The 21,926-nt window shown below is 63.6% G+C and carries 16 protein-coding genes and 3 pseudogenes; 9 read left to right on the forward strand and 10 right to left on the reverse strand.

The window, feature by feature from the left end:
* Positions 1–32: 32 nt before the first annotated feature.
* Positions 33–353, forward strand: a complete 321-nt coding sequence (locus tag Bsp3421_RS03070; protein WP_273995348.1) for an H-NS histone family protein — start codon at positions 33–35, stop codon at positions 351–353.
* Between the two features lie 829 nt (positions 354–1,182).
* Here Bsp3421_RS03070 and Bsp3421_RS03075 read toward each other — a convergent pair.
* Entirely contained in the window at positions 1,183–2,499 is a 1,317-nt protein-coding gene (locus Bsp3421_RS03075; RefSeq protein ID WP_273995349.1) for an LLM class flavin-dependent oxidoreductase, read from the reverse strand.
* A gap of 501 nt (positions 2,500–3,000) precedes the next feature.
* Between Bsp3421_RS03075 and Bsp3421_RS03080 the strand changes: the two genes are divergently transcribed.
* The 4 genes from Bsp3421_RS03080 (at position 3,001) to argE (ending at position 7,070) form a co-directional block, all read left to right on the forward strand.
* The gene (locus tag Bsp3421_RS03080) at positions 3,001–4,338 is read left to right on the forward strand and encodes a flavin-containing monooxygenase (protein ID WP_273995351.1); all 1,338 of its coding nucleotides are present in this window, start codon (positions 3,001–3,003) and stop codon (positions 4,336–4,338) included.
* A gap of 65 nt (positions 4,339–4,403) precedes the next feature.
* Positions 4,404–4,853 carry a RidA family protein gene (locus Bsp3421_RS03085; RefSeq protein WP_273995353.1) on the forward strand — a complete coding sequence of 150 codons (450 nt, stop codon included), beginning with the start codon at positions 4,404–4,406 and terminating at the stop codon, positions 4,851–4,853.
* A gap of 383 nt (positions 4,854–5,236) precedes the next feature.
* A complete protein-coding gene (locus Bsp3421_RS03090) occupies positions 5,237–5,914 on the forward strand; it encodes a DUF1028 domain-containing protein (RefSeq protein ID WP_273995355.1) in 678 nt (225 codons plus the stop codon).
* A complete protein-coding gene (argE, locus tag Bsp3421_RS03095) occupies positions 5,907–7,070 on the forward strand; it encodes an acetylornithine deacetylase (protein WP_273995357.1) in 1,164 nt (387 codons plus the stop codon). Before Bsp3421_RS03090 ends, argE begins: the two co-directional genes overlap by 8 nt.
* A gap of 109 nt (positions 7,071–7,179) precedes the next feature.
* Here argE and Bsp3421_RS03100 read toward each other — a convergent pair whose 3' ends face one another.
* Positions 7,180–8,103, reverse strand: a complete 924-nt coding sequence (locus Bsp3421_RS03100) for a LysR substrate-binding domain-containing protein (protein WP_273995358.1) — start codon at positions 8,101–8,103, stop codon at positions 7,180–7,182.
* 348 nt (positions 8,104–8,451) lie between these two features.
* Between Bsp3421_RS03100 and Bsp3421_RS03105 the strand changes: the two genes are divergently transcribed.
* Entirely contained in the window at positions 8,452–9,891 is a 1,440-nt protein-coding gene (locus Bsp3421_RS03105) for a purine-cytosine permease family protein (RefSeq protein ID WP_273995360.1), read from the forward strand.
* A 414-nt stretch (positions 9,892–10,305) separates the two neighbouring features.
* Positions 10,306–10,778 (forward strand): annotated as a pseudogene (locus tag Bsp3421_RS03110) (IS6 family transposase); the annotation flags it as partial.
* A gap of 63 nt (positions 10,779–10,841) precedes the next feature.
* Here Bsp3421_RS03110 and Bsp3421_RS34220 read toward each other — a convergent pair.
* The 6 genes and pseudogenes from Bsp3421_RS34220 to Bsp3421_RS03135 all read right to left on the reverse strand — a co-directional run.
* Positions 10,842–10,954 (reverse strand): annotated as a pseudogene (locus tag Bsp3421_RS34220) (IS6 family transposase); the annotation flags it as partial.
* A gap of 133 nt (positions 10,955–11,087) precedes the next feature.
* On the reverse strand, positions 11,088–11,969 hold the full coding sequence (gene galU / locus Bsp3421_RS03115) for a UTP--glucose-1-phosphate uridylyltransferase GalU (RefSeq protein WP_273995361.1): 882 nt from the start codon (positions 11,967–11,969) through the stop codon (positions 11,088–11,090).
* A gap of 428 nt (positions 11,970–12,397) precedes the next feature.
* Positions 12,398–14,713 (reverse strand): glucans biosynthesis glucosyltransferase MdoH, encoded by a 2,316-nt coding sequence (gene mdoH, locus Bsp3421_RS03120; protein WP_273995363.1) that lies wholly within the window; start codon positions 14,711–14,713, stop codon positions 12,398–12,400.
* A gap of 1 nt (position 14,714) precedes the next feature.
* Entirely contained in the window at positions 14,715–15,743 is a 1,029-nt protein-coding gene (locus Bsp3421_RS03125) for a polysaccharide biosynthesis/export family protein (RefSeq protein WP_273995364.1), read from the reverse strand.
* A gap of 98 nt (positions 15,744–15,841) precedes the next feature.
* Positions 15,842–16,882 carry a lipopolysaccharide biosynthesis protein gene (locus Bsp3421_RS03130; RefSeq protein WP_273995365.1) on the reverse strand — a complete coding sequence of 347 codons (1,041 nt, stop codon included), beginning with the start codon at positions 16,880–16,882 and terminating at the stop codon, positions 15,842–15,844.
* Positions 16,883–17,274: 392 nt separating this feature from the next.
* Positions 17,275–17,553: a hypothetical protein gene (locus Bsp3421_RS03135; RefSeq protein ID WP_273995366.1), complete on the reverse strand. Its 279-nt coding sequence runs from the start codon at positions 17,551–17,553 to the stop codon at positions 17,275–17,277.
* Positions 17,554–18,200: 647 nt separating this feature from the next.
* On the opposite strand from Bsp3421_RS03135, the gene Bsp3421_RS03140 reads away from it, so the two are divergent.
* Positions 18,201–18,779: an SGNH/GDSL hydrolase family protein gene (locus Bsp3421_RS03140; RefSeq protein WP_337995254.1), complete on the forward strand. Its 579-nt coding sequence runs from the start codon at positions 18,201–18,203 to the stop codon at positions 18,777–18,779.
* A gap of 59 nt (positions 18,780–18,838) precedes the next feature.
* On the opposite strand, the pseudogene Bsp3421_RS03145 reads toward Bsp3421_RS03140, so the two are convergent.
* Both Bsp3421_RS03145 and Bsp3421_RS03150 read right to left on the reverse strand, forming a co-directional pair.
* A pseudogene (locus Bsp3421_RS03145) lies at positions 18,839–19,553 on the reverse strand (fatty acyl-AMP ligase); the annotation flags it as partial.
* Between the two features lie 323 nt (positions 19,554–19,876).
* Entirely contained in the window at positions 19,877–20,353 is a 477-nt protein-coding gene (locus tag Bsp3421_RS03150) for an alpha/beta fold hydrolase (RefSeq protein WP_443111410.1), read from the reverse strand.
* Positions 20,354–21,204: 851 nt separating this feature from the next.
* Here Bsp3421_RS03150 and Bsp3421_RS03155 point away from each other — a divergent pair.
* Complete coding sequence (locus Bsp3421_RS03155) at positions 21,205–21,918, forward strand: LuxR family transcriptional regulator (protein ID WP_273995368.1); 714 nt, start codon at positions 21,205–21,207, stop codon at positions 21,916–21,918.
* Positions 21,919–21,926 lie beyond the last annotated feature (8 nt).

A 21,926-nucleotide genomic window follows, 5' to 3' on the forward strand; every position in this document is an offset into this window, starting at 1 on the left:
CGCCCAGACCAAATTAATCTCCGGAGATCAAGATGAGTACAGCTAATCAAGAAACCTATCTGGAATTGAAAGCCAGGCTGCGATCCATCGACGAGGCCGTCGAGGTCGCCAAGAAGCGCGAAACCGAACAGGCCATCATGCGGATCCAGCAGACCATCCTCGAATATGGTCTCACCGCGAGGGATATCTTCGGCAGAAGGAAGATGAACGGCGACCGCGACCGGCGCTACGGCCGCGTCCGCGCGAAGTACGTCAACCCGACCACGGGCGAGACGTGGACGGGCCGGGGTCGGCCGCCGCGCTGGATCGCCGGGCAGAACTTCGATCATTTTTTGATCGGGCGCGCGGCTTGAGGGGGGGCCGGCGATGGGCGGATGGCGGGGCACACCGTTGAGCCGGCCGACACGACGGCGTTGAACGCCGCGGTGTTTGTTCCGGCGCCGTGTCCTGGGTTCGCGGGCGGCGCCGGCATGCCGCCGCAGTGGATCCCGCGCGCGCCGAGTCGGCTCATGGGTCGAAGGCGCCCGAAAGACAATCAGGATAAACCGATCTCGACGGTGTAAGGGCGAGGAGGGCTTGATGGCGTTCCTTGCCGCGGGTTCAGCTGGACCACGTCTGGTTTGTCTGTCTCGAAAAAAGATCACGATGGGTGATCTTTTTTCTTTCACGATGCGTGATCAAAATCCAGGAAGAGCACGTCGCGTGCATTCCTGCGATCCCTGGAGGACGAGCGGCCGCACTTCGATCTGATCGGACTTCCGCGCGCGGCCGATTCGCCGGCCGTGCGGCGCACACCGCACGATCCGGCCCAGCGTACTGACGCCAAGCGTGCGGCGGATCCAGGTGTGTTGGAAGCAGCGCTGATGCGGATCGCAAGGTGAGAGACACGCTCCGGCGTTACCGGGTCGCGTCTGCGTTCACCATCGTGGCGGGAGCCGCAATCACGATTGCGGTTTGGCGCGACGCCCGCGACGCCACTGTGCCGGCGTCGTCGGGCATACCGGTTACACGCATCGGCGACGGGCATGCAGCCGGGAGCGCTTATCGACCTTGCCCACATCGTGATGCGCGGCGTGGCACGCAAGCGGTCCGCCGGGTGAGCATGTCGCGCCGCGCGCGGCATCGAGCGCATGCGGGGAAGGGATAAACCGAGCGCGCGGCAGCGCATGCGCGCTGCCGGATTCAACGCCGCGAGTAGCCGTCTCGCGGCATCGCCAGCCCGAGATTCTCCCTGAAGGTTCGGCCCTCGTAATCCTGCCTGAGCAGCCCGCGCTGCTGGAGGATCGGCACCACCTGCTCGACGAACTCGCTCGCGCCGCCCGGCAGATGCGAAAACAGGATGTTGAAGCCGTCGGCCGCGTCGTGTCGCAGCCATTGCTGCATCTGATCCGCCACCATCCCGGCCGTGCCCACCATCTCCAAACCCTGGTAGCCGCAGATCCGCCGCGCGAGCGCCAGGACGCTCAGGTTCTCGCGCCGCGCGAGCTGCACCACGCGGTCGCGGCCGCTCTTGCTCGCATTGCTTTCCGGCATCTCCGGAAGCGGGCCGGCCGGGTCGCAGCGGGATATGTCATGACCCAGCGCGATGGACAGCGTCGCGAGGCTGCTCGCGTCGTCGACGAGCTCGTCGAGACGCGCGCGTTTTCGCTGCGCCTGCGCGAGACTGTCGCCCAGGACGACCAGCACGGCGGGCAGGATCTTCAAGCGCGCCGGACGGCCCGCCGCCGCGGCGCGTGACTGCATGTCGGCATGGAAACCCCGGGCCGATGCCAGGTCGGTCTGGTAGGTGAAGATGAGTTCCGCCGTCTCCGCCGCGATCTGCTTGCCGGCTTCCGACGCGCCCGCCTGCACGATGACGGGGCGCCCTTGGACGGGGCGCGCGACGTTCAGGGGGCCGCGCACCGTGAAGTGCGGCCCGCGATGATCGAGCACGTGCAGCTTCTCGGGATCGAAATAGATGCCGCGCTCGGCGTCCGTGCAGAACGCCGTTTCATCCCAGCTTTCCCACAGCCCGTTCATCACGTCGGAGAACTCGCGCGCGCGTCGATAGCGCGCGCCGTGCTCGAGATGGTCGTCCGCGCCGAAATTGGCGGCCTCGTTGGGATTGCTGGACGTGACGAGGTTCCAGCCCGCCCGTCCGCCGCTGATGACATCGAGCGAAGCGAGCCGGCGCGCGAGCATGTAGGGCGCGTTGTACGTGGTGCTGGCCGTGGCGATCAGGCCGATGTGCTCGGTCACGGCCGAGAGGGCGGGGAGCAGCGTCAACGGATCCAGCGTCGCCACGCTGGCGCTGCGCATGAGCGCATCGACGGCCCCCGCGCGCACCGCAAGTGAATCGGGCAGGAAGAGGCCGTCGAACCGGCCTTGCTCCAGCGTCCGGGCGAACCATTTCATGTGCGCGAAGCTGCGGTGGAAATCCGGCGCCGCGCCGGGATAGCGCCATGCGCCCGCGTGAGTGCTGGGCATGGCCAGCAGGATGAGTCGTTTGGATTCAGTCATGGCATGTCGCTCGTCGGGTTGATCGGCGCGCCCGCTCCGTGGCTCGCCGCGATTCGCGCCGAGCGGCGCCTGCGGGATGGAACGGCGGCGCGTCGGGCGTGGGTCGGCCTGGTTCCCGGGCGAGGGCGCATGAGGGTCGAGTGCGCATGCGGGTCGCCGGGAAGGCGGGGAATGCGCCGATTCTGTCATTTGACCGACCGGCGGTCAATGAAAATGAGAGTCAATCTCATTGGCTGACGTGTACTTGCGGCGGCACTGGGTCCCAGGTTGAAGACCGGCTTCATGCGCATCGCTCGCGCTCGGCGGGGAGCACTTTTTTGTTGGTCAACAACGACAAAAATCATCATTTCGCGCAGGGCGACCTGTCAGCAGAATGGGTTCATTGCCGCTCGCCCGTCGCTCGACGCACCCCGATGGCCGACACGCGCCGGCTGCATCTTTCGCACCGGCGCTGGCGCGACGATCGACCGCAATCGGCCCGCATTTCAGGAGGAGATAGCCGTGACCGCTGCAACGACTTCAATCGATACGCTCGTCGTGGGGGCAGGCCAGGCCGGCGTGGCCATGAGCGAACACCTGGGCCGGCTCGGCGTGCCGCATCTGGTGCTGGAGCGCGATCGCATCGCCGAGCGCTGGCGCACCGGACGCTGGGATTCGCTGGTCGCGAATGGCCCCGCGTGGCACGACCGGTTTCCGGGGCTCGAATTCGACGGCCTCGATCCCGATGCGTTCGCGTCGAAGGACGCTGTGGCCGACTACTTCGAGGCGTATGCGCGCAAGTTCGACGCACCGATCCGCACGGGCGTCGACGTGACGCGCGTCGTGCGCAGCGCGGGCAAGCCGGGCTTCGTCGCCGAGACCTCCGACGGCACGATCGAGGCGAACCGCGTGGTGGTCGCGACCGGACCGTTCCAGTGTCCGGTCATTCCGCCGATCGCGCCGGACGGTGCGCGCGTGATGCAAATCCACTCCGCCGACTATCGCAATCCGGATCAGTTGCCCGCCGGCGGCGTGCTGGTGGTCGGCGCGGGTTCGTCGGGCGTGCAGATCGCCGACGAACTGCAGCGCGCGGGCCGGGAGGTGGTCTTGTCTGTCGGGCCGCATGATCGTCCGCCGCGCGCGTATCGCGGCCGCGACTTCTGCTGGTGGCTCGGCGTGCTCGGCGAATGGGACAAGGAAGTCGCGACGCCGGGCCGTGAGCACGTGACGATCGCCGTGAGCGGCGCGCGCGGCGGCCATACCGTCGATTTCCGCCGGCTCGCGAACCAGGGCGTGACGCTCGTGGGACGGACGAAGTCGTTCGACGGGGGCGCGGCCGCATTCGAAGGCGATCTCGCGATCAATCTCGCGCGCGGCGACGAGAACTACCTGTCGCTGCTCGATGCGGCCGACGCCTATGTGCTGCGCAACGGCCTCGACCTACCGGAGGAGCCCGACGCGCGCCGCATCCTGCCGAACCCGGCGTGCGTCGCGCGGCCGATCCTGTCGCTCGACCTGGCCGCCGCCGGCGTCACGTCGATCGTCTGGGCGACGGGCTATGCGGTCGACTACGGCTGGCTGAACGTCGACGCGTTCGCGGACGACGGCAAGCCGCAGCATCAGCGCGGCGTGTCGAAGGAACCGGGCGTCTATTTCATCGGGCTGCCGTGGCTGTCGCGGCGCGGCTCCAGTTTCATCTGGGGCGTCTGGCACGACGCGAAGCACATCGCCGATCACATCGCAACGCAGCGGAAATACCAGGCGTACCGGGACGCATCGCAACGCGGCCCGATGCCGCACACGGGGCGCGACGGCGACGCAGGGCATGCCGCGCGCGCGTTGACCGATGCGACCCACTGACTGACTGTCGCGGCGCGTTCGCATTCCGTGCGTCGAGCGCGACCACCGATGATCGAAGGAGAGCCATGAGCCAACCCACCCATACCCGTATCCGGATGTTCAATACCCGGGATACCTACCCGAATCAAGCGCTCGACAACGACCTGTGCCAGGCCGTGCGGGCCGGCAATACCGTATATGTGCGCGGTCAGGTCGGCACCGGTTTCGACGGCAGGCTGATCGGTCTCGGCGATCCGCGCGCCCAGGCCGAGCAGGCGATGAAGAACATCCGGCAGCTGCTCGAGGAAGCCGGCAGCGACCTGACGCACATCGTCAAGACGACGACCTACCTGATCGACCCGCGCTATCGCGAACCCGTATACCAGGAGATCGGCAAGTGGCTGAAGGGCGTGTATCCGATCTCGACGGGGCTCGTCGTGTCGGCGCTCGGCCAGGCGCAATGGCTGGTGGAAATCGACGTGATCGCGGTGATCCCGGATCGCTGGCAGCCGAACGGCGTTCACGAGGCGCGATGAGCGCCGCGCGTTCGCGACAGGCGCGAGCAAAGCATGAAGGCCGGCACACAGGGGCCGACCGGTGAATCCGGAACCCATGACGCATGACAGGCCGCCGGAAAAAGGTGACGCGAGCGCGAGACCGGCTTGAACGGCGCGCGGCGCGTAGGACGATCAATTTTTACAGGATGACACGCCGACAGGTTGTCGCCGGCAATCGGAGGTCGTGTGGAGGCAGGCGGGTCCGTGACGTGCCGAACCTGAAGGTCGGCAAGCGTCGGCGGGCGCGGGGTGGGCCGCGGCGCAGCCGGCTGCGACAGGCGCGCATATCACGCCACCACTCATCCTGTCATCGCCGGACTGACGAGTACCGTCGCAAACGAGAGGCGTTCATATCAACCGACATGACTTTCTCTATCGTCGGGCGTTGCCCGGAATCGGGGCAGCTCGGGATCGCGATCAGTTCGTCGAGCATTGCCGTGGGCGCGCGCTGCCCGTGGGTGCGCGCGGGTGTCGGCGCGGTCGCGACGCAGAACATCACGTTGCCGGCGCTCGGTCCTCAGATCCTGGACCTGATCGAGCACGCGCAGCTCGCGCCGGCGACCGCGCTCGATCGCGCGTTGCATGCAAACGGCTGGAGCCAGCACCGGCAGGTCACGGTGATCGACGGGCAAGGGCGGACGGCATGCTTCACCGGCAGGGAAGCGCTCGGCACGCACCATGCGGCGATGGGCGAGCAATGCGTGGCGGCCGGCAACCTGCTGGCCGCCCCGGCCGTCATCGATGCGATGGTCCGCGCGTTCGAGCAGGCGCCCGGCCTGCTTGCCGAGCGGCTGCTGGCCGCGTTGCGCGCGGCGATGGCGGCCGGCGGCGAGGCGGGACCGGTCCATTCGGCGGCGCTGACGGTGGTCGACGACCTGACCTGGCCCATCGCCGACCTGCGTGTCGACTGGGCCGATATCGATCCGGTCGGGACACTCGATGCGCTGTGGCAAGCCTATCGACCGCAGATGCATGACTACCAGACGCGCGCGCTCGACCCGACCGCCGCGCCGCGCTATGGGGTGCCGGGCGATGAGTGACGCGTTGAGCCGCACGCTGCTCGCGCGGCTGATTGGTTTTGCGACGGTCAGCCGCGATTCGAATCTCGAGATGATCGATTTCATCCGCGACTACCTCGCCGGTTTTGGCGTCGCGAGCGAACTGTTCTACAACGCGGCGCGTACCAAGGCGAGCCTGTTTGCGACGATCGGGCCGAGCGATCGCGGCGGCATCGCGCTGTCGGGCCATACCGACGTCGTGCCGGTCGACGGGCAGGCGTGGACGGTCGAGCCGTTCCGGCTCACCGAGCGCGACGGTCGCCTGTACGGCCGTGGCACGACCGACATGAAGGGCTTCATCGCATCGGTGCTCGCGGCCGTGCCGGTGTTCGTCGCGCGGCCGTTGCGAGAGCCCGTGCATCTGGCATTCTCGTACGACGAGGAAGTGGGCTGTCTCGGCGTGCGGCCGATGCTGGCGGAGCTGGCGATGCGCGAGCATCGCCCGCGCCTGTGCCTGATCGGCGAGCCGACCGAGCTGAGGCCGGTGCTGGGACACAAGGGCAAGCTCGCGATGCGCTGCCGCGTGAAGGGCGCCGCGTGCCACTCGGCGTATTCGCCGCGCGGCGTGAACGCGATCGACTATGCGGCGAAACTGATCTGCCGGCTCGGCGAGATCGGCACGGCGCTCGCGCGGCCGGCGCGCCACGACAGCCGCTTCGATCCGCCGTACTCGACGGTGCAGACAGGGTTGATCAACGGCGGGCGCGCACTGAACATCGTGCCGGCCGAATGCGAGTTCGACTTCGAGGTGCGCGCGCTGCCGGATTTCGATCCCGACGAAGTGTCGAAGCGCATGCAGGCGTATGCGACGTCCGAACTGTTGCCGCGCATGCGCGCGGTTCAGCCGGACACCGACATCCGCCTGGAGACGCTCGGCGGGTATCCGGGGCTCGCGACCCGACCCGACAGCGACGCCGCGCGCCTGCTCGCGATGCTGACCGGCTCCGACGCGTTCGGCACGGTCGCGTTCGGCACGGAGGGCGGGCTGTTCGACCGGGCCGGCATTCCGACGGTGGTGTGCGGGCCCGGCAGCATGGCGCAAGGCCACAAGCCCGACGAGTTCGTGACGCTCGACCAGGTGCACGGCTGCGACGCGATGCTCCGGCGTCTCGCGGGCCATTTGTCCGCCACGGCTTGAGCGGACCGTCGCAAGCGGTGCATCGGCTCGCAAAGCACGCGTTCCGTCGACTGCGCGGGCTTGCCTGCCGCCCGGGCATTGCGTCGCCCGCGCCGTCTCGGCGCATCCGCTAGCGCGACGACCCCGCGTCGATCTCGCCAAGCCGCTCGCGGCAGAAATCGACGAACGACTGCGCCTGCTTCGTGAGCTGCCCGCGCTTCAACCGCGCGCTGACGAGCCCCGACGGGCTGACGGTTTCGCTGAGCCGGGTCGTCACGACGCGTTGGCCGTCGTACGTGTATTCGGAATACGGGCGCGTGACGAGCAACGAGAAACCGAAATTCCGGCCGACCATGCCGCGCACCATCTCGATCGACGGCGACGCGAACACGATGTTGGGGGTGAGCCCGAGGTCGTGGAACAGGCTGACGAAATAGGTTCGGCTCGGCTGCACGTCGAGCAGGATCATCGGCTCGACGCCGAGTTCGCGAAGCGACACATGCGCCTGGCCCGCGAACCGGTGCTGCTCAGGCAGCAGGACGTACGGCTGTTGCGGCGGCATCAGCGGCTCGGTTTCGATCGTGCCGTCGAGGTCGTGGTCGTACAGGAGGGCAAGATCGAACGAGCCGGCCGTCAATCCTTGCACGAGCTCCTGCTGATCGCCGTCGCGCAGCCGGATGCTGACGCCCGGATAGCGCTCGCGAAAACCCGCGAGCAGTTGCGGCAGATAGAGCGGCGCGACCGTCTCGAAGCAGCCGATGTCGATCTGGCCGGTGACGACATCATTGTCGGCGAGCGCGTTCTGCTCGAACGCGTGCGCGATGCGCAGCAGCTCCTGCGCCTGCCGGTAGAAGCGCGCGCCGACGGGCGTCAGCGACACGCCCTGCGCGTGATGCCGGATGAAGAGCGTCACGGCGAAGCTTTCCTCCAAGCCCTTGATCGCGCTGGAGACCGACGGCTGCGCGATGAAGAGCTGGCGCGACGCTTCGGCGACGCTGCCGCATTCCACCGTCGCCACGAAGTACTTCAATTGCCGCAAAGTATAGTGAGCCACAGGCACCTCTGCCACTCGGCCCCGACTGCCGCGTCGGGGCGCATGCTGTCCATTGCCTCACGCAGCACATTACCGGAAGAAGCCGGCGCCGGGTTTCCCGCTGCAGAGCTTTTTCGTGGGCTTCGAAAATATTTTTAGTATTTCTCCCTCGCGGCTCGCGTGGCGCACCATCGGCTCCGATCTGGATCATGCTGCGGTTGCCGTGGCGGCGGAGCGTCGGCTCGCGCCGGCGCACATGAGGGCGCAGTGACCTTCGCCGCGTGTCCAGTCCGATCATCGACAATCGCGCCGCCGCGCACCGGCTGATACCGGACGCATGCAGCGGCGCGCAGGACAGGAGACATTGCCATGACGAACGTGGAGCGCAGCGCGTCCCCCGTGATAGAGAAATACACGATCGGCCATGTGCCGCCCGCAGACCGGCACGGCAGGGTGAGCGATCTGTTCACGCTGTGGTTCGGCGGCAATATCGCGCCGCTGCCGATCGTGACCGGTGCGCTCGGCGTGCAGATCTTCCACCTGAACCTGATGTGGGGGATCGTCGCGATCGTCGTCGGCCAGGCGGTCGGCGGCGTGCTGATGGCGCTGCACTCCGCGCAGGGGCCGCGGATGGGCATTCCGCAGATGATCCAGAGCCGCGCGCAGTTCGGTTCGTGGGGGGCGTTGCTCGTCACCGTGATCGCGGCCGTGATGTATGTCGGCTTCTTCGCGTCCAACATCGTGCTTGCCGGCAAATCGGTGCACGGCATCGCATCGTCCGTGCCGGTGCCGGTCGGCATCGTGATCGGCGCAGTGGGATCGGGGCTGATCGGGATCGTCGGATATCGGGTCATCCACATCCTGAACCGTATCGGCACGTGGGTGCTCGGCATCGGCATCCTGGTCGGCTTCTGGATGATGCTCACGCACATCGAGACCGACGACTTCCTCACGCGCGGCGGCTTCAGCTTCGCGGGCTGGCTCGCGACGGTGTCGCTGTCGGCGCTGTGGCAGATCGCGTTCGCGCCGTATGTGTCGGACTATTCGCGCTACCTGCCGGAACACGTCGGCGCTGCCGCGACGTTCTGGGCGACCTATCTCGGCTCCACGCTCGGTTCCACGCTGGCGTTCATCTTCGGGGCGGTTGCGGTGCTCGCGGCCCCGGCCGGCGCCGATACGATGGATGCGGTCAAGCAGGTGACCGGCCCGCTCGGCCCCCTGATGCTCGTGCTGTTCCTGCTGAGCGTGATCAGCCACAACGCGCTCAATCTGTACGGCGCGGTGCTCGCCGTGATCACGTCGGTGCAGACCTTCGCCCACCGGTGGATCCCGACCGCGAAGGCGCGCGCCGTGTTGTCCGTGGTGATCTTCGTCGCATGCTGCTACGCGGCGATCGGCGCATCGACGAATTTCGTCGCCCAACTCGTCAATCTCGTGCTCGCGCTGCTCGTCGTGCTGGTGCCGTGGACCGCGATCAACCTGATCGACTTCTACGTGATCCACAAGGGCAAGTACGACATCGCATCGATCTTCATGGCGGATGGCGGGATCTACGGCCGCTTCAATCCGCAGGCGCTGATCGCGTATGCGATCGGCATCCTGGCGCAGATTCCGTTCATGAACACGCCGATGTACGCGGGCCCGATTCCGGCGCTGCTCGATGGCGCGGATCTGTCGTGGGTGATCGGGCTGGTGCTGACGTCGCTGCTGTATTACGGGCTCGCGATGCGGGGCGGCGAGTCCAGGCGCCGGCAAGCCGGCGCGAGACTGACGTCGACGATGATGGGGGGAACGGAAGGGCTGGAGTAACGGGGCAGGGCGTACGCCGCCGCGTCGGGCGCGGCGCGGCGGCGTGGCATGGTAATGCTGACGGCCCTGATCGAGAAGCATGTTCACGGAACGGACGAAATGGGTCGGCGCGTGACGCGGCAATAGCTTGAATCGATCGTTCATCCGGACGGAGCCTCGGCGACAGGCATTCGCCAAACACCCGGCTTTCCGGAAACCCGGCCGAGTGAGCCCCCATAAAAATGACCGGCTCAGTCTCGCGCATCGACCCGAGAGGGATCAGGAAGTCACGGAACGGGATCGAGCGTGTCGCCGGCGACTGCCGGTCACATCGACGGGTACTCGCTACGCTGCTCGCGTACCAGGCTCACTGCGCGCGCTCGGACCTCCGGGGAAAACTTGTTTGGCTTTTGATTCATGGCTCCGTTGTCTCAAGATGAAGTGGTCGTGACGATCAACGGCCGGAAGCACGGGTTGTGGCGGGCCGTCGATCAGCACGGCGCGGTGCTCGATGCGCTGGTGCAGCGTCGCCGCGACACAGCAGCAGCCAAACGGCTGATGCGCACGTTGCTCGGGCAGCCATGGCTGCCCGCGTGTGATGATGACGGACAAGCTACGCAGCTACGCGGCGGCGAACAACGAACTGGGTCTGAACGTCGGGCATCGGCAGTACAAGGGATTGAACAACCGGGTGGAAAATTCGCAGCAGCCGACCCGGGTGTGCGAGAAGGTGATGCGGCGGTTCAAATCGGCACGCCAGCTTCAACGATTTGCCTCGGCCCATGGACAGGCTTCGAATCCGTTCATGGGGTGCCGCAACAATCGCAGCGCGCTGTGCAAACGCGGGGCATGTGCCCAGGCCTTCGCGGCCTGGGAAAGGGCCTTCATGCGACCGCATGCCGGCGTAAGCCGATCGATACTCGCCTCACTCATCCTGGTTTGTCCGGTTGCCGCACAACCTGCCAGTGCCGTTCAACCATGCGCAGGCTCAGCGGAAAACAGTAGTACAACCAAACGGCGTGGCAGATGATGTCCGGCGGAACCGGTAGCCCCTGAACGAAACCGGTGCCTCGGTCGACGGCAGAATGGAGATGGATACCTTCTTCCTTTCCCATTATATTTATCGACTTCGGCGACAAACTGACAGTACCGATCCGAGAGGCCGTGGCGAGGGCAATCTGTGAAGCTTGCGGGGAGCGGGCAGAACATCTGGATGATCACGCGACAGTGGCGGGTATCCGCGCGGCGAGGTAATCCGCGAAATCACTACCGACTTCAGGGTGGCGGAGGCCAAACTCAATGCTTGCTTTTAGATAGCCAAGCTTACTACCGCAGTCGTACCGAGTGCCGGCGTACTTGTATGCGAGCACTTGTTCCTCAGAGAGTAAGGCTTGAATCGCGTCGGTCAGTTGATGTTCTCCACCTGCGCCGGGCTTTAGCTCGCGGAGGTGTTTGAAAATCCGCGGTTTAAGGATGTAGCGACCAACAACACCCAGGTTGGATGGCGCAACGTCAGGTGCAGGTTTTTCGACGATCCCTGACATCTTAATGATCGATTCCTCCCATTCCTTGCCGTCGATAATCCCATATGATTTCGTTTCGGAGGAGGGGATTTCTTCGACCCCGATGACCGAGCTATGGTAGTGATCGAACACGTCGACCATTTGCTTCAAGATGGGAGGTTCACCATCAAGCAGGTCGTCAGCCAAAATGACGGCGAATGGATGATCGCCAACGAGCTTTTCCGCACAGAGCACGGCATGCCCGAGCCCAAGCGCTTCAGGCTGCCGTACGTAAAAGCAGTCCACGTTGCGCGGCTTGATGCTTCGCACAAGATTCAGCAGCTTTTCCTTGCCACGGGCTTCGAGTTCCGCCTCGACCTCGTATGATTTATCAAAATGATCTTCAATGGCACGTTTGCTTCGCCCCGTAACGAAGATCATCTCGGTGATCCCGGCCGCGATCGCTTCCTCGACAGCGTACTGGATCAGAGGCTTATCGACGACAGGCAGCATTTCTTTGGGGCTGGCCTTGGTGGCCGGCAGAAACCGCGTACCGAGACCGGCTACGGGGAAAACAGCTTTAGTTACTTTCAGCATTGCATTTTTTCCGGTAAAAATCGTCGCCGGTCGGCACGAGTTATTGAAAAAATTCATCCGATCGTCTTTTCGTGGATCCAATGAACGATCAGTAGGATTCTATTCTGGATAGGGATTTGCAACGGGCACGCGCCTACCGCGTCAATGGACGTGGGTGCCTACTGAAGTACCGAGCCATCGGAACGCCAGGAGGATGTCCCGTAGCGGAATCAACGGAAGACTGGAAATAAACTTCCTCCACCGCCACAGCCTCGTGCGTGGATAAGCAAGCGGGCCACTGTGCCGACCACGATGCGGATGGCCAACACCATCATGGCGGCGTGTGAAGACGAAAGCGCCGTAGCGAGTTGCCAACGCGAAGCTTCGATGAGCCCAAGGCCCTCCATCAGCCAATGCCCGCGGTTCGGAGCACGTCGACGGTCACCGCGTCACCTCTTGCGAACCACAGTTGTCTCCATCGGAGAGGGTCCTCGGGTCGCCTTCATGTGGAGCGCATCGAAACAGCCTCGTTCACTCAGCGCGAGCAGCATGTTCTTACCGGTCAACGGCTTGCCCTCCATAATCATTGGAAGGAGGCGATGAGCGACGTGAGGTCTCACGCGCGTTTCTGATCGATGCTTGATGTAGAAACCAATGTCGTGCGTGGCGTACTCCATGACGGCCGCCGGATTGTCCGCGTCGGGAAGGTCGTGTCGCAGGTCGCGCTCCCAGCGCACCGTGTCTTCAATGACCTGGGGCTTGTACGTTTCCTCCGGAATGGTGAAGAGCTGGCGAGCCTGGATACCGTCAATGGACAGGCTGGTCAAGCGAGCAATCCAGACGCTGCCCGTGAATCCGGCCAAGATTGGAAAGAACCAGAGCATGATGTCGCTTGGCGTCACCCACTTGTTTGAGAGGGCTTCGATGATGAGCGCACGACTATTTGAGATTCCATTAACCGCGTAGGCCATGGAGACCCAGCAGATGATCCCGGTGATGCTGACCCAACCGAAGTGCCGGAAGCAGTCGGACCAAGGGAGCGGGTCATCATCACGCTGCTGGGTGCCCCACGAGATACCTTTCCGCTTTAACCATAGCCATACGAATCGAGTGACATAGATCATCATGATCGGCGAGAAAAAGAAAGAGAAGACGGTCTCAAGCAGCAGTGACCAGGCGAGCTTGTCCTTCCCGCCAAACCCGCGAGCGCGATCGCTCTTGACGTGCACGATGAACGCCAGGATGCGTGGCATGAACAGGAAAACCAGCGACGAGATCAGGAGCATCATCATCGGCATTTCCAACAGCCGGATGGAACCGATCACGAGGACTCCCTTGCTCAAAAAATGGACCATGCCGTACGCCGATACGACTAGGAACATCGCCCAGAGCGGGGCGGCTAGGTAACCTACCGACCCGTTGAGGAACGTTTCCCGGTGAACCGATCGAAGGCCATCGATGAACAGGAACCGCAGATGCTGCATGTTGCCCTGCATCCACCGGCGCTCACGGATCAAAAATCCCAAAAGATTGGCCGGGAGCTCTTCGTAGCTTCCTTCAAGCTCGGGGAGGAACCAGACCTCATAGCCGGCGCGCGCCATCATCGCGGATTCGATGATGTCGTGACTCAGCGGTTTGCCACCCCATGGGGCCGCGCCAGGTAGTTCGGGGAGGATGCAATACTTGATGAACGGCTTCATCCGTATCATCGCGTTGTGCCCAATGTAGGACGCATGTCCCATGAACATGGCTTGCAGGCTGTACGAAAAGACGGAACCGTAAAGTCTGGCGGCAAACTGCTGCATTCGACCGAACAGGCTGCGACGCATCACGGGCTTGGGGTTGGTTTGCAGGATACCGACGCGTTGGTTACCCTCCATCATGCGGAGAAGTTCGACGATCGCCTTGCCATCCATGATGCTATCCGCGTCCATGACCAGCATGTAGTCATATTTCTTTCCCCACCGACGGCAAAAATCGGTGACATTGCCAAGCTTGGCGTTCAGATTGACGGGGCGACGGCGGTAGAAAAAGCGACCTTGCGGAAATCGCTCACGGAGCTTGTGCACTGCGCTTTGCTCCACGATGTTGTACTCGAGCTTTCGGCTGTCCGACAGAAGGAAATTGTCGAAATGGTGTGCGTATTCCGGAAACTCTCGCGCGATCGATTCCCACGTCGCAGCCATGCCCGCAGCAACCCGAGGGACGTCCTCGTGATAGACCGGATAAACGATGGCAACCTTCGCTTCCTTTCGCGGTTCGCGAGCCGACTGTGAGGGGTGCCATGGGTTGTTGCCTGGTCCTCGAAGCGTATGCCAAGTTCCGAGCATCAGTTTGAAGAAGTTCGACGCCAGGAACCAAGTCATGATCCCGTAGATCACGAGGTAGATCTTGATTGTGATCTCGGGCATCTGCTGCGCGCGCAGGGTGTAATCCGACAGCAGCAGAATGATGATCGTGGTGACCAAGGTCAGGGCCAGCGTAACTCTACGCCGATACTCGACGACCCGCTCCCAACCCGGCGCCTCGCCAATCGGCGCGTGCGGGCCATGCGAGCGCCGGAATCGGTGCCACACGTTGTATTTCCAGGAGACGTTCAGCGGCGGAGGCGCGATGGTGATCCGCTCCGGCTTGGGCTGGATCACCGCCTCCTGATTGGCTTCAAGCCATGCATGGAGGTCTTCCCACGTGTGAACCGACGCACGAAGTCGATCGGCTTCCCCGGCCGGGAGGTCCAGCCGATCTATGTAGGCATCAAACGTCATATCATTTGGCGGCTTGGACGGGGACAGCCAGCTGGAACAGAATGCTCACCGCGCGCTCAACCGATACGATCGGAGCTTCAGCCACATAGACCATAGAGCCGTCCTTGATCGGGAATCGATGCGACGCGACAAGCCCTTCAAGCTTGTTCCAGGCGAAGTTGTACAGAACGGGGCGCTTGCCCAGCGACGTTTCTTCAAGCACAAACACCGCGTGATCGTCGGCAGCGTTGGCGTTCAGGCCGGACGCCGAGGCCAGCACTTCGGCCAACGTGGGCACGTGCGCGAAATTAAGCTCTCCGTTTTTGTGAACCCCACCGCCAACCACCGTCACCCGCACGAGCGGAGCGCGTTTGACCAGTATCCGATCATCTGGCGCCAAGGCGATTTTCTGGGCCAAGGCTTCATTGAGAGGCAATGTTACGGATTCGCCGTTCCGAATGACCGTTACCTGCGTCGCCATGCTGTCACCGCTCTGGCCATTCGTTGATCCGGTGAGATCGGTGCCGCTTCCTAAGGCCTGGGTCAAAGCTGAGGCGAGCGAGAGCCCGGCCGGCGTCCAGGGGAGAATCCTGGGTGCGCCGATAGCCCCGGTGACGACGATGCTGCCTTGCGGCGAGGAGGTCACGGAGATTTTTGCCGATGGACTCTGCAAAATGCCGAGCCCTGCATATCGATGTGCAATCGTGGTCTGCGCGGCATCAAGCGTCAGACCTCGAATCGATGTCGGGCCGACGTAGGGAAGATCGATCATCCCGGCCCCCGAGACCGTGTAATTGCCGAGATCGATCGAAGACGGAACGTTCGATGCGCCCTGCTGCGAATCCGAGCCTGGCCATGGTGAAATCGTCCAGACTTGAACGTGCAATGCATCGCCGGGTGCAAAGGTAAACCCCCCGTGGTGCTTCTCACCGGACAGCGATGCCAGCGATTGCAGGAGCACAGTTTGATGGCGCGCTGCCTCAGCCGCGGCTCGTTGTTGGGCAAGAACGGGGGTGACGTTCACAATATCGACGTCCTGGCTCGACTTCACGGAAGACACCGAAGGGCCGGCGGACGGCAGGGTGCCGCACGCGGACAGTACCAAGGCCGTGCTGACGAGTCCAAGGCGAGTGGCTCGAGAAAAGTGCTTCATCGGAGAAGTCCCCACAGAACGAGAGTAGCAAGCAGTACACCTGCGATCCATTCCAAACGCCGCGGCAGTTCGGGTGAGTTCGGGCTGGACGGAGCGCTGATGAGGTTCAGGTAATACTTGTTCTTCATCGCGTTCAGTTGCGCCTGCTCGACAGCAGTTTCGACTTCATGCAACAAAGATATGTCGTTGTCGCGCGCTACTGTCAGCTCGTCATAACGCGCTGCTTGGCGCGAAAGAGTCTTGCCGTCGCTCTCCGTGCTGGAGATCTTGGCTTGAACAGCGGCTATGGCCGACATCAGGTTCTTGGCGACCGGGTTATTGGGCGTCGCCTTGGAGATCGCGTCGTACTGCGCAGACATCCGCGTTTTTTGCTCGTTCAACGAGTTCAGAAGCGCCAGGTTCGAGATGTACAACTTGGAGGGGTCATGCATACCGGTCGACGTGCGATAGGCCGCGAGTGCGGCCACGTCGCTCTTCAACTTGACCTCTATCGAGGTTCGTCGATCGACCGCATTCTTGATATAGTCGGCTTCCTGCTGCTGATTCATCTCGTCGATATGACGAACGGCATCTTCCAAAATCTTTTTGGCGATCGTTGCGGCGAGGGCGGAAGAATAGCCTTCAACCGATAAAGAAACGATTCCGCTGTTCTGGTCAATCGCGGCATTCACGCGATTCTGATAGTAGTGCCACAGTGTGACATCGTTTTTCCTGAAGAGCGTCGACAATCCACCGAAGCGACTGATGAAATCGCCCTGACCAAAATGCTCGGGCAGATTAATCGTATTGGCTACGTTTCGGTATTCGTCCCATGAGCCGACGTAGTCCTTAACGATGTATGCGCCCTCTGTAGAGCTGCCGCCGCCTGCGCCGGAGAGCATCGACGTCAGACTTTCCGAAGCTTGAACGGGCTTGTAAACGAGGAGGGAGGCCGTCGAGACATAGACAGGCGACGCGACCAACAGAAAGTAGATAATGCAAACGAGATTGGGAACCACGACAATGGCCCAAAAAAGTGGCTGGCGGAGCGCTTTCATATTATCGATGGTCCGTATGGTTTGTTTGTATCGAGAAAATTTATACCCTGATGCATATAATCTAAATTTTTATTTTTTAAGACCAATAAAGGTCATCGCATGGGACTCTTATGTTCGCGTGGGTATTGTCAACTTGTTCGGTGGTCAGACAGCAAGGACGGGTGAGGCGGGCATCGATCGGCTTACGCCGGCATGTGGGCGCATGAAGCCGTTCGTTGTTTGCCGCTGCGTGGCTTGTCCTTCACAATCACGCGCGCAGGCATGGCGCTGGAGAAACTTGCGTATCAGTCGCTTGGCCGCGGCCTTGTCGCGGTGGCTCTGCACAAGCACATCGGGCACCGCGCCTTGCTAATCGACGGCCCGCCGCAGCCGATGCTTCCTGCGGTTGATCGTCACCACCACTTCGTCCGGATCGCGTGTCGCCACGCCCCGGCGCCGTCGAGCGATTCCGCTTCGTGATCGCCGTGCCGAACTTCGTCGCCCGGCATCGCACCGTTTCGTACGTGAGCTCGATGCCCGTGTGGCCAACATCTCTTCACCATGCGCAGGTTCATCGGAAAAAGATAGTACAACCAAGCTGTATGGCAGATGATGCCCGTCGGAAACCGATAGCCATTGAACGAAACGGGTGCATCGACCGGCGGCAGAACTGCAATAGGAACTTTCTTCATGCCCCATGATATTCGTCGACGTCAGCAACCAACTTGACAGTATTCGTAATGCTAATGGTTGTTTGTCCTGATAATTTGAACGTTTGTAAACGTTGAGGAAACAATGCAAATTGGCTCACAAGACTGGGTGACGTAGTCAGCCTGACGACCGGGTAGCGGATGGTGGGCCCGAGCAACGGCAGGGAGGGGAGGTTCGACGGACGGCATCGTTCTCGGGCGATCATGTGCTGTGTGATCGCTGGTCCGGGGCGGTGCTGCACGACGTAACATGCGTTGATGTTGGAGGACTGCGAGCCATGGCGGGCTGTCGAGATTGGTAGACGTTACGACGGAAACCTCATCGCGGGCTGTCGGGACTTCCGCCATCTGAGATGTGGGGAGAGGCGGGACGTGCGGAAGCGTGACGGTATGTGCCAGGCACGCCGGACGCGGAACTGCAGTTCTTGATCCAATTCTTCCCTGCTCGAAGACGGAAGCGCGCGGCGGCCTTGCACGACCGTGCAACGGATTGGAAGATGGCGCCTGTCACCGGGCGGCGCGCCGCCTGCCGGTCCTCCGCACTTGCCTCCACGTCCGTCGCGATGAAACATGTTCTGGTCTACGCCGATTCGCTGTCCTGAGGCATCGTCCCGGGCACCCGCCGCCGCCTGTCGTTCGATGCGCGCTGGCCCGGGGTGCTCGAGCGCGCCCTGTGCGCGCACGGCACCGCGACGCGCGTCGTCGAGAACTGCCTGAACGGCCGCCGCACCGCCTGGGACGATCCGCTGAAGCCGGGGCGCAACGGCACGGCGGGCCTCGGGCAAGTGATCGAGATGCATGCGCCGCTCGATCTCGCCATTCTGATGCTGGGCACGAACGACTTCCAGACGGTTCATGCGAACACCGTCGAGGATTCCGCGCGCGGCATCGGCGCGTTGATCGAGGCGATCCGCGGCGCGCCCGTCGAGCCCGGCATGAAGACGCCCGACATCCTGATCGTGGTGCCCCCCGCCATCCGCGTGCCCGAGGGCGAACCCATGCCGAAGTTCCTCGGCAGCGAAAGCCGCTGCATCGGGCTCGCCGACGCCTACGGCGACATCGCCCGCACGTACCGCTGCGCGCTGTTCGACGCAGGACAGGTCACCCGGACCAGCGCGCAGGACGGCATCCATCTCGACGCCGATCGGCACGCCGTGCTCGGCGAGGCGCTCGCGCGGCGCGCATTGCCGATGCTCGCGCGCACGTAAGCCGCGTCGCGGCGGCGCGATCGCGAAACCGCACCGCCTGTCGCTCGCCGCTCCTCCCTTCAGCCCACCGGCGACGCGCATCCGGCAAGCACGGGCTCCAGCCACGCGCGCGCGTCATCGGCGAGGTGGGCCTTCTCGATCGTGAACGCGCCGTGTGCCAGCATCGCGGCACAGGCTGCGCGCTGGATCTTGCCGCTCGACGTGGTGTGGATCTCGCCCTTGCGAACCCGGACCAGCGCGCTGACCGTGAGCTGGCACGCCTGCCAGATCTCGCGCGTGATCGCGGCGGCCGCGTCGGCGAGCGAGAACGCCCCGGTCGCCTCCAGCACGACGACAACGCCCGCCTGCGCATCGCGCTCGACCAGGATCGCGGATCCGGTTCGAGCGGATCTGGGTCGACGCGTCGAGCACCGCGCCTTCGATGTCCTGCGGGTGGTAGTTCACGCCGTTCAGGATGATGAGGTTCTTGATGCGGCCGGAGATGAAGAGATGGCCCCGCTCGTCGACGAAGCCGAGGTCGCCCGTGCGCAGCAGGCCCTGCGGGTGCGCGTCGCTGCGGTAGGCGTGGAAGGTCGCCTCGGAGACGTCGGGGCGGCCGAAGTAGCCGTGGCACACGCTGTCGCTCGACACGCGGATTTCCCCGATCGAGCCGGTCGCGCAGGCGGCGCCCGCTTGCGGGTCGATGATGCGGATCAGCTGCCCGGCGTTGTCCAGCGTGCCGACCGACACCACGTCGAGCGCGCGCGCATCGTCCGAGCCGGGCGCGAAGCGGCCGTCGGATCCGCGTCGAAGTGGTGGCGGAAGCGGCCGTGCGCCGCGTTCGCGCGATACCGGTCGCGCGCCATGCCGGCGTGCTGCGAACCCTGGCCGGCGAAGCAGAACGCGCCGCTCGCGCCCGGCTTCGCGCGCGCCGACGCGTCGTCCAGCGCGGCCGCGTGGGCGCGCAGGGCGGCCGCCGCGGCGACGGGATCGTCCGGCGCGACGCTCGCGCCGCGCGTGCCGCCGTAGACGACGCAAGGCGCGCGCCGCGCCGGGCGTGTAGCGGTAGGTTTCGTCGAGGCGCAGATCGGCGCGCAGCGGCGGCAGGACATAGCGCATCAGGTCCGCATCGGCGAGCGCCGCGTCGGGAAAGAATCCCCAGCGCCGCACGACGTCGATGAACGCCGCATCGGGCAGGGCGTGGGTGCGGCCTTCTGGCGCATGACGGGGATTGCCGCGACGGGCGCGTGATAGCTCGACAGGAACAGCCCGGCGAGCGCCGGGCCGCCGCGCGCATCGCGCCGTCGTGCCACTTCGTAGGCGAGCAGCGCGCCGAAGCGGTGTCCGAACAGGAACCGCGGGGCGCCGTCGTCGACGTCGTCGACCGCGTCCGCGAGGTCGGCGATCAGCGTCGGCCAGTCGGTGGGGAAGGGGCGGTCCTGGTGGGCGCCGCGGCCGGGCAGGTCAGGGTCGTGAACGAGAAGGCCTCGCCGAGCGCCTCGACGAGTGGCGCATAGCTCGCGTGGCCGCCCCCGCGAAGGCGAATGCGACGATGCGTGCGCGGCTGTTGAGCGTTCCTGCGCTCGTCGAAACAACCCGACTCATGAAACCCCCCGCAATTGACTTGACGGTAAATTATCAGAGCCAGTAAATCGAGCGACACTACAACTTATTACAGTTTTTGATATATGAAAATATCGTAATAGGTATTGAAAAATGGTGAAGAAATGCGAATTTTTGAGGGGCGATAGTTTTGTGTTGTGAGTCAATTTGACATGAATTGAATTCAATTGATGTAATAATTAGATTCTCTGTTTCTGTTTTTTGGATCATCAAGAACAGGAGCGCTGGAGCAGTCGTAAGCAAGGAGACTACGGTAAGTTTGACTTGGATCAACATGTGGTCTGGCGCAACATATGTATACCGATGACTTGCGGAGACCGATGAACAGGGCGAACGATTGTCTTGTTTTTCTCGAAAATCTAAACATCAAAAAATTAATGCAACCTATTCGAGAAATAGATTGATAGAATTCTTTGAATATGTGAACTTTAATCTTTTCATATTTATCCTGGTGGCTGATAAGCCGCACTGAACGGACTCGACAGCCAAGCTGCTGCAAGGCGCCGATGCGTTGTCCCCCTTGCATGACCGATGCGAATCGGATGTGACCGATGTGCCCGGCGCATTCGTTCCGCGGTCGTCCAGACCGTCGCGCGTCGTTGGACGACGTCCCCCTCATCCGAGGTCGCGGGTCGACGCGCGGCAGTGGCCCACGCGCCGCGCTTCCATGACGGCGTCCGAAGTCGGGCGGCAGGCATGCGCGCGCGAGACGGTTCGCGTAGGGAGCAGATCGTCCGGACGACGTCCGGCTGCCGCAGGTCGTCGCCGCGTCGCGCCGCGTCGGATCGACCACCTATCTTTCGCATTCACATTGGGCGACACCATGTACGAAGACTTGTCCGTTGAGTCGTTTAACGAAATCCTCCATGTGCACAGCGAGCGCGGCCTGTTCGATCACACGCAATCCCGCATCCGCCAACTGGGTTTCAAGAACTTCGTCTATCGCTACCAACTCGCGGGCGCCTCCACCAGCCGGCGGGCATTCGACGGCTACCCGCCCGCGTGGAGCGCGCGCTACGAGGATGCGGGGTATGCCGAGATCGATCCGCTGATCCGGCAATGCCTGTCGCGCACCGTGCCGCTGATCTGGGACGACGCGCTGTTTACAGGGCCGGCGGCGCGGCTGCGCGCCGAAGCGAAGGCGCACGGGCTCGTGTACGGCCTGAGCTGTCCGGTCCACGATCGCGGCGGCATGTTCAGCATGCTGTGCATGGCGACCGATTTCCCGTTCCAGCATCGCCAGGACAATACGCTGCGCCTGCTCAGCCTCGCGCAACTGCTCGCGAGCTTCGTGCATTCGGCGATGCGCAAGCTGCTCGAGTGCAAGGCCCCGGCGCAGAACACATGCGACCTGACCACGCGCGAGCGCGAGGCGCTGCAATGGGCGGGACGCGGCAAGACCGCGTGGGAGATCTCGAAGATCCTCGGCATCACGCAGCGGACGGTGGTGTTCCACTTGACGAACGCCGTTCGCAAGATGGGCGCGACCAATCGCGCGCAGGCGGTCGCGATGGCGTCGGCGCGCGGCGTGATTTGAGGCATGGC

The sequence above is a fragment of the Burkholderia sp. FERM BP-3421 genome (assembly GCF_028657905.1).
Lineage (GTDB): Bacteria > Pseudomonadota > Gammaproteobacteria > Burkholderiales > Burkholderiaceae > Burkholderia.

Bases quoted from the DNA above. Each gene is read 5' to 3' on its own strand.
- Bsp3421_RS03070 (WP_273995348.1), top strand. From the start codon at position 33: ATGAGTACAGCTAATCAAGAAACCTATCTGGAATTGAAAGCCAGGCTG.
- Bsp3421_RS03075 (WP_273995349.1), bottom strand. From the start codon at position 2,499: ATGACTGAATCCAAACGACTCATCCTGCTGGCCATGCCCAGCACTCAC.
- Bsp3421_RS03085 (WP_273995353.1), top strand. From the start codon at position 4,404: ATGAGCCAACCCACCCATACCCGTATCCGGATGTTCAATACCCGGGAT.
- Bsp3421_RS03090 (WP_273995355.1), top strand. From the start codon at position 5,237: ATGACTTTCTCTATCGTCGGGCGTTGCCCGGAATCGGGGCAGCTCGGG.
- argE (WP_273995357.1), top strand. From the start codon at position 5,907: ATGAGTGACGCGTTGAGCCGCACGCTGCTCGCGCGGCTGATTGGTTTT.
- Bsp3421_RS03105 (WP_273995360.1), top strand. From the start codon at position 8,452: ATGACGAACGTGGAGCGCAGCGCGTCCCCCGTGATAGAGAAATACACG.
- galU (WP_273995361.1), bottom strand. From the start codon at position 11,969: ATGCTGAAAGTAACTAAAGCTGTTTTCCCCGTAGCCGGTCTCGGTACG.
- mdoH (WP_273995363.1), bottom strand. From the start codon at position 14,713: ATGACGTTTGATGCCTACATAGATCGGCTGGACCTCCCGGCCGGGGAA.
- Bsp3421_RS03130 (WP_273995365.1), bottom strand. From the start codon at position 16,882: ATGAAAGCGCTCCGCCAGCCACTTTTTTGGGCCATTGTCGTGGTTCCC.
- Bsp3421_RS03135 (WP_273995366.1), bottom strand. From the start codon at position 17,553: ATGAAGAAAGTTCCTATTGCAGTTCTGCCGCCGGTCGATGCACCCGTT.
- Bsp3421_RS03155 (WP_273995368.1), top strand. From the start codon at position 21,205: ATGTACGAAGACTTGTCCGTTGAGTCGTTTAACGAAATCCTCCATGTG.